The sequence below is a fragment of the Sphingomonas melonis DAPP-PG 224 genome (genome assembly GCF_000379045.1).
Taxonomy (GTDB): domain Bacteria; phylum Pseudomonadota; class Alphaproteobacteria; order Sphingomonadales; family Sphingomonadaceae; genus Sphingomonas; species Sphingomonas aquatilis.
In genome coordinates this window covers 3,671,240-3,688,733 of sequence record NZ_KB900605.1, presented here as the reverse complement: position 1 = coordinate 3,688,733, position 17,494 = coordinate 3,671,240, and the positions used below count along the sequence as shown (strand labels likewise).

15 protein-coding genes are annotated in these 17,494 nt (G+C 67.7%); 3 read left to right on the top strand and 12 right to left on the bottom strand.

The annotated features are described in order from the left end of the window. Nucleotides 1-35 precede the first annotated feature (35 nt). Both SPHME3_RS0117765 and SPHME3_RS0117760 read left to right on the top strand, forming a co-directional pair. On the top strand, nt 36-356 hold the full coding sequence (locus SPHME3_RS0117765; protein WP_017978013.1) for a hypothetical protein: 321 nt from the start codon (nt 36-38) through the stop codon (nt 354-356). Nucleotides 357-530: 174 nt separating this feature from the next. Then, nucleotides 531-1,361: a 23S rRNA (adenine(2030)-N(6))-methyltransferase RlmJ gene (locus SPHME3_RS0117760; protein ID WP_017978014.1), complete on the top strand. Its 831-nt coding sequence runs from the start codon at nt 531-533 to the stop codon at nt 1,359-1,361. A gap of 86 nt (nt 1,362-1,447) precedes the next feature. Here the strand turns inward: SPHME3_RS0117760 and SPHME3_RS0117755 are convergent, their stop codons facing one another. From SPHME3_RS0117755 to SPHME3_RS0117720, 8 genes are all read right to left on the bottom strand, one after another. After that, nucleotides 1,448-2,428, bottom strand: coding sequence for an aldo/keto reductase (locus SPHME3_RS0117755; protein ID WP_017978015.1), 981 nt, complete (start codon nt 2,426-2,428; stop codon nt 1,448-1,450). Nucleotides 2,429-2,536: 108 nt separating this feature from the next. Next, the gene (locus SPHME3_RS0117750; protein ID WP_017978016.1) at nt 2,537-4,861 is read right to left on the bottom strand and encodes a GH92 family glycosyl hydrolase; all 2,325 of its coding nucleotides are present in this window, start codon (nt 4,859-4,861) and stop codon (nt 2,537-2,539) included. Between the two features lie 97 nt (nt 4,862-4,958). Further along, entirely contained in the window at nt 4,959-6,086 is a 1,128-nt protein-coding gene (locus SPHME3_RS0117745) for a metallophosphoesterase (protein ID WP_018251122.1), read from the bottom strand. A 383-nt stretch (nt 6,087-6,469) separates the two neighbouring features. Beyond that, nucleotides 6,470-7,879 carry a porin gene (locus tag SPHME3_RS0117740; protein WP_017978018.1) on the bottom strand — a complete coding sequence of 470 codons (1,410 nt, stop codon included), beginning with the start codon at nt 7,877-7,879 and terminating at the stop codon, nt 6,470-6,472. A gap of 106 nt (nt 7,880-7,985) precedes the next feature. Beyond that, nucleotides 7,986-9,119 (bottom strand): FMN-dependent L-lactate dehydrogenase LldD, encoded by a 1,134-nt coding sequence (gene lldD / locus SPHME3_RS0117735; protein ID WP_017978019.1) that lies wholly within the window; start codon nt 9,117-9,119, stop codon nt 7,986-7,988. Nucleotides 9,120-9,134: 15 nt separating this feature from the next. Next, a complete protein-coding gene (locus tag SPHME3_RS0117730) occupies nt 9,135-9,902 on the bottom strand; it encodes an FCD domain-containing protein (RefSeq protein ID WP_020486413.1) in 768 nt (255 codons plus the stop codon). Continuing rightward, entirely contained in the window at nt 9,899-11,572 is a 1,674-nt protein-coding gene (gene lldP / locus SPHME3_RS0117725; RefSeq protein WP_017978021.1) for an L-lactate permease, read from the bottom strand. Before lldP ends, SPHME3_RS0117730 begins: the two co-directional genes overlap by 4 nt. 164 nt (nt 11,573-11,736) lie before the next feature. Continuing rightward, the gene (locus tag SPHME3_RS0117720) at nt 11,737-12,096 is read right to left on the bottom strand and encodes a hypothetical protein (protein WP_024310476.1); all 360 of its coding nucleotides are present in this window, start codon (nt 12,094-12,096) and stop codon (nt 11,737-11,739) included. A 109-nt stretch (nt 12,097-12,205) separates the two neighbouring features. Here SPHME3_RS0117720 and SPHME3_RS0117715 point away from each other — a divergent pair, with 109 nt between their 5' ends. Continuing rightward, entirely contained in the window at nt 12,206-12,541 is a 336-nt protein-coding gene (locus SPHME3_RS0117715) for a hypothetical protein (protein ID WP_017978023.1), read from the top strand. Nucleotides 12,542-12,568: 27 nt separating this feature from the next. On the opposite strand, the gene SPHME3_RS0117710 is transcribed toward SPHME3_RS0117715, so the two are convergent. From SPHME3_RS0117710 to SPHME3_RS0117695, 4 genes are all read right to left on the bottom strand, one after another. Beyond that, nucleotides 12,569-13,174, bottom strand: coding sequence for a DedA family protein (locus tag SPHME3_RS0117710; protein WP_017978024.1), 606 nt, complete (start codon nt 13,172-13,174; stop codon nt 12,569-12,571). Continuing rightward, nucleotides 13,171-13,584: a hypothetical protein gene (locus SPHME3_RS0117705; protein WP_017978025.1), complete on the bottom strand. Its 414-nt coding sequence runs from the start codon at nt 13,582-13,584 to the stop codon at nt 13,171-13,173. Before SPHME3_RS0117705 ends, SPHME3_RS0117710 begins: the two co-directional genes overlap by 4 nt. Nucleotides 13,585-13,704: 120 nt before the next feature. Next, nucleotides 13,705-15,060 (bottom strand): PepSY-associated TM helix domain-containing protein, encoded by a 1,356-nt coding sequence (locus tag SPHME3_RS0117700; RefSeq protein ID WP_017978026.1) that lies wholly within the window; start codon nt 15,058-15,060, stop codon nt 13,705-13,707. Continuing rightward, on the bottom strand, nt 15,060-17,420 hold the full coding sequence (locus tag SPHME3_RS0117695) for a TonB-dependent receptor family protein (RefSeq protein WP_017978027.1): 2,361 nt from the start codon (nt 17,418-17,420) through the stop codon (nt 15,060-15,062). Before SPHME3_RS0117695 ends, SPHME3_RS0117700 begins: the two co-directional genes overlap by 1 nt. Between the last annotated feature and the right edge of the window lie 74 nt (nt 17,421-17,494).

The window sequence follows — 17,494 nt, the reverse complement described above, 5'->3', positions numbered from 1 at the left end:
TGCCCTGACCGGGATTGCATGCTAGAGCCGTCCGCATGTCCAAATCGCACAGCACGGACGGCGTCGTCCTGGTCGATGGCGCCACCTATGAATGGCACCTGCAACGTGAACCGCATCAGTCGGACGACGAAGGGTGGAAGGGCATGACGATCGCGCTGCTGCAACGCGATGCCAAGCGCGAAGCCTGGGTGGAATTTCCGCCGCCCAAGCGGCTGTTGAAGGGCTTGCCGCGCGGTCGTCTGCAACTGGATGATGCGACGATCTCGCGATGCGTGCGGGCCGCTCTGTCGGCCGGGTGGGAGCCGACGTCGCGGGGCAAGCCAATGGTGTTTTCGGTCGATGCCGAAGGCAATTGATCGGTCGATGCGGGCAGGACACGACCGCGATTCTGCCTGACCGCGAAAGCCGGCCGCAGCCCGCGGCCGGGACCGATCGCTTTCCATTCGTGCCCGATGGGTTACAGCGGCCGCTTTGCGCGGCGCCACCTGTCGCGGCGCATATGGGTTGGATCGTCAGGAACTAGCGTCGCCGTGAATTATCGCCATTCCTTTCATGCGGGCAACAGCGCCGATGTGGTCAAGCACAGCCTGCTGATCGCGCTGGTCCAGGCCTTGCAGCAGAAACAGACCCCGCTGACCTTGATCGACACCCATGCGGGCTGCGGGCTGTACGACCTGTTCGGCGAGGATGCCCAGCGCACCGGCGAATCCGCGCATGGCGTGATGCGGGCCTTCGCCGACCCGAATCCTTTGCTGGACGACTATCGTGCCGCCGTACAAGCGGTGAATGACGCAGCCGAGCCAAACCTCTACCCCGGGTCGCCACGGTTTCTGGCGCAGCTGCTGCGCCCGCAGGACTTTCTGATCCTGAACGAGAAACATCCCGAGGATGTCCGCACTTTACGCCGGGCGATGCGCGATACGCCCGCGGCGGTGCATGAGCGCGACGCCTACGAATTCTGGCTGGCGATGGTGCCGCCCCGCACCGCACGCGGTGTGGTGGTGGTCGACCCGCCCTATGAGCAGACCGACGAACGCGACCGGATCGTCACGACGCTTGCCGCCGCGCACCGCAAATGGGCGCACGGCGTCACCGTGATCTGGTATCCGCTGAAAGACCGCGCCACGCATTCGCGGTGGAAGGAACAGCTGCACAGGCTCGCCATTCCGAAATTCCTGACGGTGGAGCATTGGCTGTACGACGAGGATCAGCCCGGCATCTATAACGGCGCCGGCCTGTTCATCGTCAATCCGCCCTACGCCTTCACCCAGGCGCTGCCGCCGCTGCTGGAGGCGCTGCGCGCCGTGCTGGCGCCGGAGGGGCATGACGGCGAGATCACGGCCAACTGGCTGCGCGGCTGATTACCGCGCCGGCTGTTCGGCGACGATAGGGCCGCGCTGACCGGCCGAGTTCAATAGACGCCGGTTGATCCGCCCGCATGCGGTGGTCATGAGAAGCCGACCACCGCATGCGGCACGTATGGCGCCTCCAGCCGGGCGATCTCGTCGTCCGACAGCTCCAGGTCGAGCGCCGCGACGGCATCGTCGAGATGTGCCGGCTTGGACGCACCCACGATCGGTGCCGACACCTCGGGCTTGGCGAGCACCCAGGCGAGCGCGACCTGCGGGCGGGGCACGCCGCGCTCGGCGGCGACGGCGGCGACGGCTTCGACCACCTTGCGATCTGACTCCTGCGTCGCGGCATACAGCGTGCGGCCGAATTCGTCGGTGTCCGAGCGGGCGGTGGTCTCGTCCCAGTCGCGCGTCAGCCGACCGCGCGCGAGCGGGCTCCATGGGATTACGCCGATCCCCTCCGCCGCGCACAGCGGCAGCATTTCGCGCTCCTCCTCGCGGTAGAGCAGGTTGACGTAATCCTGCATGGTCGAGAAGCGCGTCCAGCCGTTCGCCTCGGCGACGTGGAGCATCGTCGCAAACTGCCAGGCGGCCATCGATGAGGCACCGATGTAGCGCGCCTTGCCCGCCTTCACGACGTCGTGCAGCGCCTCCAGCGTTTCCTCGATCGGCACGTCATGGTCGAAGCGGTGAATCTGGTAGAGGTCGACATAATCGGTGCCGAGCCGGGTGAGGCTGGCATCGATCTCTGTCATGATCGCCTTGCGGCTGAGGCCGGCGCCGTTCGGGCCGGGACGCATGCGGCCATGGACCTTGGTCGCGATCACCACGTCGTCGCGGCGGGTGAAGTCCTTCAGCGCGCGGCCGACGATTTCTTCCGACGTGCCGTCCGAATAGACGTTTGCCGTGTCGAAGAAGTTGATCCCGGCCTCCACCGCCTGGCGCAGGAGCGGCCGGCTGGCCTCCTCGTCCAGCGTCCAGGCGTGATTGCCGCGATCGGGAATGCCGTACGTCATGCAGCCGAGGCACAGGCGCGATACGTCGAGGCCGGTATTGCCGAGCTTGATATAGTCCATGGGTCGTCTCGCTTGTTCGGTTTGCCGCAACAACGCACGGGCGGCGATTGTGGCGCTACCGTCGCCGTTGGTGCGGGTGGGTATGCGAGGGTCGTGGCGGCCGGTGAATCAGCGCGCGCTGCTGCTGGAGTAGGGCCGGTCCGCGGGGCGCGTCGCCCATGTGGTGTTCGGCGCCGCTTGCATGACGAAGCGCAATTCGCCGCCTGCCATGATCTCATCGTGGCGTAGATAGGCGCGGGTGACGGGCACTCCGTTCAGCGTGACCTTACCGACATAGGGGTGTCGGTCGTCGAGGTCGTCGGAGATGACGGTCAGCGTCCGGCCGTTGGGCAGCGTCAGCACCGCCCGGTTCACGAATGGGCGGCCGATGACATATTCGAGGCTGCCGGGCGTCACGGGGTAGAAGCCCAAGGCGGTGAAGACCAGCCACGCCGACATCTGGCCCAGATCGTCGTTGCCGGACAGGCCATCGGGCGTCGCGCGATACTGACTGCCGACGATCTGCGTCAGTCGCGCCTGCGTGCGCCACGGCGCGCCGGCATAGTTGTACAGATAGGCGACATGGTGGCTGGGTTCGTTGCCGTGGATATACTGGCCGATCAGCCCGGCGATGTCCTCGGCATGGCTGTAGTCGAGCTTGGACGTGTCGAAATCGAACATCGCATCCAGCTTTGCGACGGTCGCCGCGTCGCCGCCGAGCGCGCGGACGAGCGAGGCCTGATCCTGCGGCACGAACCAGCTGTATTGCCAGGCATTGCCCTCCGTATAATCGGACCCGTAATTGATCGCGGTCGGATCGAACGGCACGCGGAACGTCCCGTCGCTCTTGCGCGCGCGGATGAAACCGGTCTTCGCATCGAAGCTGTTGCGCCAATTTTCCGAGCGCTTTGCGAAGGTTGCGGCGACGTCGGCGCGCCCCATCGCACGCGCTAGGCGGGCGATGGTCCAGTCGTCGTAGGCATATTCAACCGTCTTCGATGCCGCTTCGGGTTCGCGGTCAATCGGCACGTAGCCGCGTGCCATATACTCGCCGAGCCCGGCATAAGGCGCATAGGTGGCGCTGGCGACCATCGCCGCCAGCGCGGCATCCGCGTCGAACCCGCGGATGCCCTTCAGATAGGCGTCGGCGATCACCGGAGCGGCGTGATAGCCGATCATCGTCCACGTCTCGCGCCCCTGAAACTGCCAGACGGGCAGGATGCCGTCGGGACTGTGTTCGCGGCTGGCGATGAGCGAGCGGACGATGTCGCGGGTCGTGGTGGCCGGCTGCACCAGCGTCAGCAAGGGGTGTTCGGCGCGGAACGTATCCCACAGCGAGAAGGTCGATCGGAACGTATAGCCGTTCGCGCGATGGACCTGATTGTCCGGCCCGCGATAGCGGCCGTCGACATCACCGGCGACGGACGGGGCGAGGAGGCTGTGATAGAGCGCGGTCGCGACCGATCGTTGCATGGGCGCGGGCGCGTCGATCCGCAGCACGTCGAGCGCGGCATGCCATGCGGTCGCGGTACGGGCGGCGATCGCGTCGAAATCGCCGGTTTCGCTCAGCAGGTTGGCGATCGCGCCCGCTTCGTCGACCGAGGAGATGGCGCTGGTCACCTCGATCGGGCGATCGGTGGTGCCGAAATCGAACCGGGCGACGAGCGCCCGCCCGGCGCGTTCGGCCACCGCGTCGCTGCCGCGCCCGGGACCTTGGAAGCCCTTGTACGCGACATCGGTCTCGGTCGAGACGAAGGCGTGGCCCGTCAGCGGCACCGAAAAGCGGATGGCGAAGCACAAGTTGCGATCCGGCGCCCAGCCGCGCGTCTGTCGGCAGCCGGTGACGATGCCGTCGGGACGCAGCCGGATCGACGACCACAGGACCTTGCCCGGGTAATTGTAGAGCGAGCTGCGCAGGTCGAGCAGCAAATGCATCGGCAGCGCCCCGGCGGTGGGACGATAGCGGGCGACGCCGATCCGCGTCCCTGCGGTGAGTTCGGCGCGGACGCCCCGGTCCTTCAGGGCGACCGCATAATAGCCCGGCCGCGCGACCTCCGCCGCATGATCGTAGCGCGATCGATAGCCCGTCCCGGGCTTGCCGGCGTCGCCCGGCTCGAACGGAACGGTGTCGCCTGCCACGGGCATCATCAGCACATCGCCAAGATCCGAATGCCCGGCGCCCGAAAAGTGCGTCAGCGAAAACCCCTGGATCGTCGGATCCTCATACCGATAGCCGGCAGCATGGCTGTAGCAGGCGCGCAGGACGCAGGTGGTGTCCGTGTCGGGCGAGAATTGCACCATGCCGAACGGCGCGACCGCGCCGGGAAAGGTATGGCCTTCGCCGCCGGTGCCGATCATCGGATCGACCTGATCGTACGTCGATTGGGCGAGGAGCGGCGTCGCCGCGAACCCGGCCAGCAGCGCCAGAAGCGTACGGAAGCGAAGGGTGGTCATCGGAAGGTTAGAGCATTCCCCCGGCATCAGGGGAAGGCCGTTTGTCGATGATGCCGCGTTGTTTCAACGGCTTGGGCGGCGATGCGGTGCGGCGATCCTATGCCATGGGGCGCAAGGTGAAGCGCGTGATCTCGGACGGCACGCCCAGCCGCAGCGCGAAGCCCGGCCACAGGCCGGTGCCGTTGCTGACGTAGAGCGTCATCCCGCCGACTGCGTAACGTCCCGACACGAAGCCGGCATTGCCGCGCGCGACGAGCCGGTCGAGCCCGCGGATCATGCCGCCGTGCGTATGCCCGGACAGTTGCAGCGCGACTCCGCGCGCAGCGGCGTCGCGCGCCTTGCGGGGCTGATGGTCGAGCAGGATGATCGGCGCACCGGCGGGGGCGCCCCGCAGCGCATGGGCGAGATCCGGCCCGGCCTCGCCGACGCTGGGTGCCGACAGGTCGGTGACCCCGGCGACGACCAGCCGCTCCCCGCCGCGTGCGACGACCGTGTGGGCGTTGGTCAGCATGCGGAACCCCAGACCCGACAGGTGCCGCATCCATGCGCCGTAATCGAAGAAATATTCGTGATTGCCCGGAATGGCATAGACGCCGTCCGGCGCACGCAGCCGCTGAAGCGGCGCCACGTCGTCGCGTCGCATGGCCACCGACCCGTCGATGAAGTCGCCGGTGACGACGATCAGGTCGGCGCCCGACGCATTGGTGCGATCGACGACCGCCTGCGCCCAGCGCGGCGTGAAGAGCCGGCTGATGTGCAGATCGGTCAGCTGGACGACGCGATAGCCGTCGAAGGATGACGGCAGGTCGCGGATCGCCACCGTCACGTCCTTGATCGGCGGCACGCGCAGCGCATTGGCGACGCCGATGCCGGCGAGCACCGCCGCCAGGCCCGCAACGGCGTAGCGCAGCGCGTCCGGCTCGCGGATCGCCGCCTGCCGCACGAGCATCGTCAGCAGTGCGCCGAGGTCGAGGACCAATTGGAAGACGGCGAGCAGCACCAGGGCGCCGAATGCCCAGTTGAACAGGATGACGATGGGGCGCGGAAATTCAGGCGCGAAGACCGATCCCGACGACAACCGGCTCCACAAATGGAATTGCGACGCCGCCAGCATCAGGAGGCCGACGGCCATCTTGGCCCAAAGCGGCAGCGGCAGGGGCCACAGCCAGCGCGCGATGACGATCAGCGCCGGTATGGCAAAGACGAGGTTGAAGATGGGAGGCACTCCGGCGTTTGCATGCGATGCCCGCTGTAAACGAGGCACGGGGCCGCTGTGTCCATCCCCAAGTCCGCGCGAGACAGCGTGGTTGTGGCTTTTCCCGAAATGGGACGCGAGGGCAGAGGGGGCGAACTAGGCCGTACCGACATTCACCGTTTTGATGGATTGTTCGACGAGCGGACAGACATGCAGAAAAAAGAGTTTTGTTCGCGCGGAGGCGCGGAGGACGCAGAGATGTGACGCGCGTGGCAGCGCTTCGCCTTGACCTCGACCGAGATAGACAGGCCGCTCGCGCGGCAAACGCGACACCTCTGCGTGCTCCGCGCCTCCGCGCGAACCGTCTTGTCTTCACCTCTTTCTATCTTGGCGTAAATGAATGCCGATCGGTCCTAAAAGCCCTGTTTGACCGTGACATGCAGGCGGTCGAGCGTTCCCGCCGATCCATTGGCGAGTTCCCGGTGCGACAGGCGCGCTTCGACGCCCAGATCGAGGCGCGGCAACGGCGAGACGAACAGGTTGATCGCGGTGTCCCACACCTGCCGCGTCGACAGGGGCGAGGCGGACGCGGGGTTCCAGATGCGCTGGAACGACCCCATCCACGTGCTGCGCAACGTGCCGGTCCAGACATGGCGGATCGCGGCAAATCCCGCGACCAGCGGCACGGCCACCAGTCGATCGTCCGCCGCCTGATAGATCGCATCGGCCGCGACGTTCGCGCCGACATAGCGGCCGAGGCCACGGCCCCCGGTCATCATGAAGCGGATATCGTCGCCCTTGCCCGTGGGCAGCGGTGCGATGCCCGCCAGCGAGACGCCATAGCCTTGCGCCGTTGCCGCCGGCCGGCCGTTGGCGGGATCGACGCGCATCGATCGGAACAGCCCGGTCAGCGACAGGCTGGCCCCCTTCGAAGCCCAGAGCAACTGCCCGGTCACATCGGGAATGCTGTCATCGTCATTGTCCGACAGCGCAGTCGCGCCGGCCATCGCGGACACGGTTTCCGGGTTTTCGATCGAGGCGGACACGGTCCATCCGGTGCCGATCGGACGGCTGTAGCGCAGCAGCATCTGCCGGACGAGCACGGTGCCGTCGGTGACGCCGACGAAATCGGCGGTTTCGGGCAAGGCCGCGACATATTGGAAGTTGCTCCAATCCTGTCCGACCGCGAATCCGCCATAGCCCGCGACTGCGCGACGCAGCCCGAAGGTATAGGGATTGAGCGCGCGTTCCCCGCCGGCCACCGCGGGCGCGACCTGGAAATCCGCCTCGATCAGCGTGGTCAGCGACTGCGTGCCGACCGGTGTCGCGGTCTGGAAGGCGATACGCGATTGCTTGGCGGAGGCATCGGTGAGGATACCGGATCGCCGCCCGCCGACGGGGATCGATTGCGGCAGCGACAGTTCGCGCCCCAGCGGGTTGGTCGCGGTATCGCCGTTGCCGTAGCGGCTGACGATCAGGTCGCCCTTGATGAAGCCCGCGATCCGGAAGCTGGTCTCACCGATGCGGAAGCCATAGCCCGAGGGCAGCGACGCCGTGCCGCCTTGCGCGGTGATCGACGGGGTGCCCGCCGGGCGGGGCAGGGGGTCTGGCGCGGCTACGCGCGCAATCGGGGCGGGCGCAATCGGGGCGGGCGCTGTCTCGGCGGACGTGGCGGCGGCGACCGGCGCGGGCTGCGCGGGCGGGTGCGTCGCATCGAGCGCGCGTTGCAGCGCGTCGAGCTGTTGCTGCAGCTGTGCCACCTTGCTGCGCAGCGCCTGATAGTCCTCGGCGGACTGCGCGGCGGCGGGTGTCGCGGCGATCATGGCCACACCGCCTAGCAATAGGGCGCACGTCGTCCGCTGCCGAAGATGCGGCATTTGATATCCCCTTGATCGAGAGGCCCGGCGCGTGCCGCCGGCCCGGTCGGCGTCAGCGCGCGATGATGGTGGAGTCGATGTCCGCGATCGTCCGCACGCCGGTCAGCGCCATCGCCACCCGCATCTCGCGATCGAACAGGTTGAGCAGGTTGGCGACCCCCGCCTGGCCATCGGCGGCCAGCGCATAGATGAAGGCACGACCCAGCATCGCCGCGTCCGCGCCCAGCGCCAGCATCCGCACGACGTCCAGCCCCGATCGGACGCCCGAATCCGCGAGAATCGTCAGCTGCCCCTTCACGGCGTCGGCGATGGCGGGCAAGGCGCGCGCCGAGGAGAGCACGCCGTCGAGCTGTCGTCCGCCATGGTTCGACACGACGATACCCTGTGCGCCGAAGCGGACGGCCTCGCGTGCATCCTCGACGTCGAGGATGCCCTTGATGACGATCGATCCCTTCCAGACATCGCGAATCCATTGCAGGTCGCGCCAGCCGATCCCCGGATCGAAGTTCGCGCCCAGCCAGCCGATATAATCCTCAAGGCCGGTGGCAGCGCCGCGATAGGCGGAGATATTGCCCAGGTCATGCGGCCGGCCATGGATGCCGACGTCCCAGGCCCAGCGCGGATGGGTGATCGCCTGCAGCATCCGCCGCCAGGCGGCCCCCGGTCCCGACATGCCCGAATGCGCGTCGCGGTAGCGCGCGCCGGGGACGGGCATGTCGACGGTGAAGACCAAAGTCTCCACCCCGGCTGCCTGCGCCCGCTCCAGCGCGTCGCGCATGAAGCCGCGATCCTTCAGCACATAGAGCTGGAACCAGATCGGCGCGGGAGACTGGCGCTGGACTTCGTCGATGGCGCAGACCGATACGGTCGACAGGGTGAAGGGCACCTGCTTGCTTGCGGCGGCGCGTGCCGCCTGCACTTCGCCGCGCCTGGCATACATGCCCGTCAGGCCGACGGGGGCGAGGACGACCGGCATGCCGAGCGACCGGCCGAACAGCGTCGTGCCTAGGTCGATATCGGCGACGTCGCGCAACACCCGCTGGCGCAGCGCGATGTCGGACAGGTCCGACACATTGTGGCGCAGCGTATGTTCGGCATAGGCGCCGCCGTCGATATAGTGGAACAGGAACGGCGGCAGGCGCCGGCGCGCGGCTTCGCGATAGTCGGTGGGGGCGGAGATGATCATCGGGTCGTTCCCAATCTATAACGAGAGTTCGGCGCTGCGCGCGGCGGTGGCGCGCTTGGTGCGGGCCAGGTCGTCCTCGACCTGCCGGACCGTGGTGCGCACGAATTCGAGATGGACATCGGCCGCGTCGCGTGCGCCGTCCGCGTCGCCCGCCACGATTCGCTCCATGATCGCGCGGTGCTGCGCCGACAGCGCCTCGAATGTGCGCGGCACGGCGTAGATCTTTTCGCGGCTCTGCGAGATGCTGGTGTGCAGCAGCCCGAACAGGCTGGACATGACATGCGTCAGCACTGCGTTGCGCGAGGCATGCGCGATGGCGAGGTGGAAGGCGGCATCGGCGTGCGCCTCCGCCGCAACGTCGCCCGCGCCGTGCAGCTTCTCCATCGCGTCGAAGCGGCGGCGGATACGGTCCTTGTCCACCGCATCGGCGCGCCGGGCGGCATGATAGGCGGCGGTGCCGTCCAGCGACTCGCGGACCTCGAAGATGTCATGGCCGTAGCCCGGATTGGCCTCGACCAGTGGGGCCAGCGGTTCGGCGATCATCTGCTCGGTCCATTGCGCCGAGGGCTCGGCCAGGATCGCCCCGGCACGCGGACGGATGATGATCCGCCCCTGTGCCGCCAGCCGGTTCATCGCCTCGCGCAGAATGTTGCGCGATACCCCCAGCGTCTCGGCCAGCGATCGTTCGGAGGGCAGGCGCGCGCCGGGCAACAATTTACGCTGGGCGATCAGCGCCTCGATCGCGGCTTCCGCCCGGTGGGATACGCTGGCTGGCACGCTCATGGGATCATCCATGGTAGGAGATAGGCCTGGACCGTGGTGATGATCCCGACCAGCGCGCAGAGCGGCAGGCTGTGGCGCACGGTGAAGCGGAACAGGTCGGACTCCTTGCCGACCAACCCGACCGCAGCGCAGGCGATGGCGATCGACTGCGGCGAGATCATCTTGCCGGTGACGCCGCCGGTCGTGTTGACCGCGACCAGCAGCACGTCGCTGACCCCGATCTGGTGCGCGGTATTGGCCTGCAACGCCGCGAACAGCGCGTTGGCCGACGTATCCGACCCGGTCAGGAACACGCCCAGCCAGCCGAGGAACGGCGAGAAGAAGGTGAAGGCCGATCCCGTATGCGCCAGGGCCAGCGCGAGCGTCGCCGACAGCCCCGAATAATTGGCGAGGAAGGCGAAGGCGAGGACCATGCCGATCGAATAGATCGGGATGAGCAGGCTCTTCAACGTGTCGACAAAGGTACGGGCCGCATCCGCCGGCTTCATTCGCAGGAACGCGATGGTGACGATCGCCGCCAGCATGATCGCGGTGCCGGTCGCCGACAGCCAGTCGAACTTGTACACCGCTTCATAGGGCGTGACCTGCGGAACGATCGGCGGCACCTTGGCGACCAGCTTGTCGAGGAACGGCACGTGCAGCTTCAGCACGAGGTGTGCGAGCGGCCCGTCGGCGGCGAACAGTGCCTTGACCGGGGCGATGCTCCACAGCGTGACGAACACGGTCAGGATCAGGAAGGGCGACCAGGCCCAGGCGATCTGTGCGGGCGAATGGCGGACGGTCTGCGCCGTGACCGGCGCGACCGGCACCGCGCCGTCGGCGGCGACCTCCGCCGCGTCGAAGCGGAAGATGCGCTTGGGCTGCCAGAAGCGCAGGAAGATGGGCAGCGTGATCAGGGTCGCAAGCGCGGCGGTGATGTCGGGCAACTCCGGCCCGATGAATTGCGCGGTCAGGAACTGGACGATGGCGAACGACCCACCGGCGACCAGAATGGCGGGCCACGTCTCTCGCACGCCGCGCGGGCCGTCCATGATCAGGATCAGCCAGAAGGGCACGAGGACCGACAGCAACGGCAACTGCCGCCCCGCCATCTGCCCGATCAGGAACGGGTCGATGCCGGTCACCTGTCCGGCGACGACGATCGGAATGCCCATCGCCCCGAACGCCACGGGGGCGGTGTTGGCGATCAGGCACAGCCCCGCCGCATAGAGCGGCCGAAAGCCGAGGCCGACAAGCAAGGCGGAGGTGATCGCGACCGGCGCACCGAACCCGGCCGCGCCTTCCAGAAAGGCACCGAACGCAAAGCCGACTAGCAATAGCTGCAGACGCTGATCCTCGGTGACGTTCAGGATCGACTGCCGGATGATGTCGAACGCGCCGGTCGCCACCGCGATACGATAGAGAAACACTGCGCCCAGGATGATCCAGGCGATCGGCCACAAACCGTAGAAGAAGCCGAACACACCGGCGGCGATCGCACTGTGTACCGGCATTCCGTACAGCGCGATGGCGACCGCCAGCGTCAACGCCACCGTGATCGTCCCCGCGACATAGCCTTTCAGGCGAAAGATGGTGAGGGCTAGGAAGAAGAATATGATTGGTACGGCGGCGACCAGGCTAGAAAGCCAGATATTGCCCAACGGATCGTAATTTTGCGCCCAGACGTCCACGGCACCTCTCTCTTCTGGTAGTACCAGATATGCGATGTTGTGGACATTCATCGGCCGAGCAGGCACGCGCGTCAACGCGGCTAGGGGTTTGGCTAGCGCTTTGTGGTCCTACCAGTGTTGCATGCGGCCCTGCTTTGCGGTCGTGCATGGCGGCGCCGCCGCGTTCACTGGTGGCGTAGGGTCTTTTCGAAGCCTTCGTTCGCCTTCGTCATCTTGGCGACCTTGCGCAGATAGGTTCGGACGTGTCGTTCGAACCGATCCTCGTCATTCAGGCCGGTCGCGGGATAGTCGTCCTGCGCAATCAAGTGCTTGAGGCGGGCGGCGAAGGCGGTTTGGTCGGCCGTGCTATCGTCATCCTTCAGCGTGCGGCACACCCATTCCTCGGCCGCCGCCTTGTCGTAATCGTCGCGCGCGTCATAGCCTTGCCGATCCGCCGCCGCCTGATCCAGCCGCGCGGCGGCGTGGCGACGGTCCAGCCATCGGCGCACCAACGCCGGGTCCCAAGGTTTCACTGAATCCGTCATGATAGTCCCCGATCGGTCCGTGGCGATCGGACCCTGTTCGCCGCTTTCCTTAGGACGCGGCGGATCGCTTCGCTACAGGCGGGGGCAATCGAAGCAATCGGATCGCGCTATGGCCAGACGTTCGAAATATGATCCTTACGATCACCTGCCCGCAGACGACGACACGCCGGCCGCGCCGCCGCCGTGCTGGCTGTGCGGCCGGCCGACGGGCAAGACCATCGTCTGGCATCATCCCGTGCCCAAGAGCCGTGGCGGCCGAGACGTGGTGCCGATGCATCCGATCTGCCAGCAGACGCTGACCGCGAACTTCACCAATTCCGAACTGCAGCGGCACGGCATGAACGTCGCGGGCCTGCTGGATCACCCCAATGTGCGCAAATTCGTCGATTGGGTGGCGAAGAAGGATCCCGATTTCACGGCGACGATCACGAAGAAGCAGCGCTGATCGCCGTCGCCCCGATCCGGCGGCGGGCTATGCGGGATCGTCGGTCGGCGCCTGGGATCGGCCAAAGAGCTTCCAGCCGAGCAGCGCGGCCGCCAGCAGGCCGACGATCACCCAGGTGAGGTTGCCGAGGAGGCTGGCGATCGTCTGCACCTGATCGCTGAACGCGCGGCCCAGCGACACGTAGATCACGAGCCACAGGACCTCGCCCGCCACGTCGAGCGCGAGGAAGCGGGCCCAGGGATATTCGGTGAGGCCGCTGGTGACGTTGATCCACGGTCCGAGCGGACCGATCAGCCAGCGGCTGAAGAAGATGCCCCATCCCGCCCATTTGCGCGAATAGGCCTCTGCCTGCTCGACCTTGTCCGCCCCGCCGATGCGCCTGGTCACGGCCGCGAGCAGGGGGCGCCCGCCGTAGCGCCCGAAGGCATAGCCGATCTGGTCGCCGATGACGGCGCCGGCCGATCCCGCGGCGACGACGGGCCAGAACGACAATTCGCCCTGCGCGACGAACGATCCCATCGCCACCAGCGTCAGCGAGCTGGGGAAGGGCATGCCGGCCGCCGCCAGGATCATCGCGACGAACAATGCCGGCAGCCCATAGGTCGTCAGCAGTTCGAGCAGTTGGTCGGTCATCGGGCGGGCGACGCCGCTCGGGACGACGATCCGGACGACGTTGATCCAGATGGGGCCACGGGCGGCGGTGGCGGGCCGGGGGGCGGATAGGGCGGCCGGACGTGGACGATCGCATAGGTCAATTTCGCCTCGACCTGCGACATCGACCGGCCGCTGTCGCGCGCGATACGGGCGAGCGGCCGGCGATCCGGCGTCGGCGGCAGGTTCAGCGCGGCGTGCAGGATGTGCGGCGGGACGTGATAGGAATGCGCGACATAGCCGATCGTCATCCACGGCTCGATCGGTTCGTCGCGGTGCGCGTTCCAATAGAGGGCGTCGCTGACCGTCCGCACCGCATGATAGCCGGTGAACGCCACGATCGCGACGAACAGCGCGATCAGGGCTTTGCGCCAAGGCTGTGTGCGGGTCATACCCGGGCGATACGCCGGCCGGGGGCGGCGATCAACGGGGCGGCGATCAACGTTGCGGCGTCATCCGGGGGCGCAGCGGGTACGCTCCCGCTTGTCCCCGAATGACGCCCGGCGGCCGTGTCAGGCGGGTCGCAGGCCCAGCCATTGCGACGGGCCGGGCAGCCACCGGCGTGCGATCCCCTCGAACAAGAGGACGAGGATGAGCGTCAGGCCGAACAGCGGCAGGTAGAGCGCGAGCGCGAGGATCGCGACGACCAGCCCGGCGCCAAACCGCGCCCGGCCGACGGGGATGGGGGCGCCGAGCAGGCCGATCGGCCGCCGCCGCCACCACATGACCGCGCCCGACACCGACAAGAGGACGAGCAGCAGCGCGGTGGCGGTGCCGAGCAGCTGGTTGGCGAGGCCGAATAGCGCGCCCTCATGCGCCGCGATACCGTAGCCGATCACCCGATCGATCCAGTGGCGTTGGGCGAAATCGGTCCGGCTGACGATCCGACCGCTGGCGCCGTCGATCTTGAGCGTGCTGCGCAAGGGACGGTCTGCCGTGTCGGAGGCGACCGACCAGGGGGCGCCGGCCTGCGCGGGGGGCGTGATGAGCACCGGTCCGGCGAGGCCCAGCGGGCGGGTGGTCGCGATGACGCGGGCCAGATCGCCCGGGGACGGTGGCGGCGCCGGCATCGTCATGCCGCCATGCCCGGCATGCTCGCCCGACGCGGCATCGGCCTTGGGAGCCTTGCCGCCGATCGTCCAGTCCACCGGGCCCCGCGACGTGCCGGTGAGCTGGCGCACCTGGGTGAGGTAGGTTCCCCACCCCTTGGCCCAGGGCAGGCCGGTGAGGATCAGCCCCAGCGCGAACACCGTGACCCAGATGCCCGCCGTCGCATGGAGGTCGCGCCAAAACAGGCGTCCCCGTGCGCGTAGCCGCGGGTAGAGGATTCCGGCGAGGCCGCGCCGCCCGCGCGGCCACCACAGATACAGGCCGGTCAGCAGCATCACGATCGCCCAGCAGGCGGCGATCTCGACGAGGTAGCTGCCGGCCGCCCCGGCGAGCAATTCGCCGTGCAGGCGGAAAACGACGCGCATGGGGCGCTGCTCTTCGATCACGACGCCCAGCACGGCGAGCGAGTGGGGATCGACGTAGACGCGCCGGTCCGCGCCGTCCCGGGTAACGAGCACGCGGACGGCGGCGTCGGGCCGTTCGGGCATCACATATTTGCGCAAGGTCGCGCCGGGCACGGCGTGCAACGCGGCGGCGACCTGTGCGTCGGGCGAGGCCGGCGCACCCGCGACGGGCAGGCGATCATAGGGGCGGTCGAGCCAGGATTCGATCTGCGGCCGCCACAGGTAGATCGTGCCGGTGAGTGCCAGCCAGATCACGAACGGGATGCAGAACAGCCCCGCATAGAAATGCCAGCGCCAGACCGACGAATAGAAGCCGCCTGCCTGTCCAGTGCGGCCCTGCGTGTCGCGTGCCATCAGAACCGTCCCTTGATGCCGGCGTAGATCGTGCGGGGCTGGCCCGCATAGACCGAGCCGGTGACGCCGCGCAGCACCGTCGGCGAATTGAGCGTGCCGTTCGCGGCCAGGCTGTTGGCGATGATTGAGGCGGAGCCGACATAGGTGGTGTCGGTCAGATTCTCGAGCGAGGCATAGAAGGACAGGCGCGACCACCAGCCGGCGCCGGCGGGGGGATCGTAATGCAGGTTCAGGTTGACCAGCGCATAGCCCGGCACGCGCAGCGAATTGGCATTGTCGATCCAGTAGCGCGAACGCCACGTCACCTCGGCGAACCCGCCCAGTCCGGCGAGCGGACCGGCAGGGCGGTCATAGCCCGCACGAAGGTTGGCGAAGGTGGGGATCACCCCCGGAATGCGGTTGCCGTCGCGGTCGAACACCGCCGACACCGCGCCCGACGTCAGCCGCTCGAGATATTGGGTGTAGCGCTGGTCGTTGTAGCTGTAATTGCCGCGGACATAGCCGCCCTCGACCAGATCGGGACGCCATTCCACCGCCAGTTCGACGCCGCGGTGGATCGACCGCGGCACGTTGGTGGTGAACGACAACAGGTTGACGCCCGCCGACTGGCTGACCTGTTCGTTGCGGAACCATTCGTAATAGCCGGTCAGTTCGGCGGTGAGCGTGCGGCCGAGGCGCAGCTCGGCGCCGAGGTCGACGCCGGTGTTCTTCTGGGTCTTCAGCGCGACATTGTCGCCCGGCACGCCGGCGGGCGTCACGAACAGCTGGCCGGCTTGCGGGATGCCATAAGCGGTTCCCACGCGCGCGTGCAGGCGCAGCGCCGGATCCGCCTGCCAGACGAGCGAGGCTTCGGGGGCGACATTGCCGAACCGGCGCAGCGCGGGCACGACCGTCATCGTCGGGCTGGCGCCGACCGGATAGCTATAAGCCGTCTGGCGCATGTTGATGATCGAGCGTTCCGCGCCGATGCCCGCCACGAAGGTGAGCGTCGGGGTCAGCCGCAATTCCTCGCGCGCGCGGATGCCGAGGTTGCGCACGTCGCCGAACACGGTCTGCGTCGGAGCGCCAATGCCGTTGCGGCCGGCGGGCGTCTTGTTGAACGAAAAGCTCTGATTATCGAGATAGCCGTAGAACAGGCCGACGAAGCTGACCGCATCCATGCCGAACAGCCGTCCGCGGTTCGTGACGTCCGAACTGATCGCATAACTGTCCAGCGTCCCCTTGAAGGGGGTGGCGCCGGTCGGCTGGTTGACGACGCGGCTGTCGAACAGCGCCTGCGTGCGCCAGGTCGTCGCCGACGACAGGTCATGCTCCCAGCGCGCGCCGACGATCGTCCGGCGATCGTTGCGGGCGAGATCGCCCTCGGTCGCGGTCTGGGCGATGCGGGTGCCGTTGATCCCGTTCACCAGGACCGAGATCGTGCCGCATCCCGGCGCGGCGGTCGCCGCCCGTTCGCATCCTTGCTGATAGGGGTTGGTGGCGAACTGGTTGAACGACAGGCGTGTCGACAGGCGGAACTCGCCCTCGTTGTAGATGAGCTTGCCGGTCAGCCGGTCGCGATCCGACAGCGCGACGGTCGCCAGTGCGTTGATCGTGCCCGTCTCATAGCCGGTATGGCCCGTCGCGCCGTTGGCGCGCACGAAGCTGCCGAACAGCGCATAGTCCTGGTCGGCATTGCCGTGGCCGATCGTCGCATAGGCGTTGAGATAGCCGTAGCTGCCAGCGTCCAGCCCCAGCTCGGCCCCCTGGATGTCGCGGCCGCGACGGGTGCGGAAGTTGATCGCGCCCTCGATCGCATAATTGCCGTACCGGGCGGACGATGGCCCGCGGACGACGTCGACCGCGCCGTAGGCGTGCGGATCGGTAAGATCGAAGCGGGCGAGGCCGTCGGGCTGGGTGACCGGGAAGTCGTCTTCGAACACCTGGATGTTGCGTGCGCCGAAGCTGTTGCGCGCGTTGGAGCCGCGGATCGACACGCCCACGTCGCGCGGGCCGTTGCCGCCGATCACCGTCACGCCCGGCGAGAGCTTGACGATGTCCGCGATGGTGCGCGCCGGCGTGTTGCGGACATCGCGATCCGAGATGGTGGTGTCGGTCTGGCCCGTGACCTGCGTGGTGAGCGTCAGTGCACGTCCCGTGACGATGATGTCGCCGGGCGCGGCTTGCGTGTCGATGGGCGTGGACGCCACCGGCGTTGGCGTGGCGGCGGGCGCCGGTGCGTCGAGCTTGCGCAATTCGGCGTCGATGGCGTCGCGCTGGCGCAGCAATTCGGCGCGGCGCGGGTCGGTGGATTGGGCAGACGCCGGCGACGCGGCGAGCGCGACCAGCGAGGCCGCGGCAAGATAGTGGAATGAAGGCACGATGATCCCCTGAAAGCATCAGGCGCCGTGCCGCCCGATGGGCGGCCGGCAGCTGAAACCGCGCGCGATTCGAA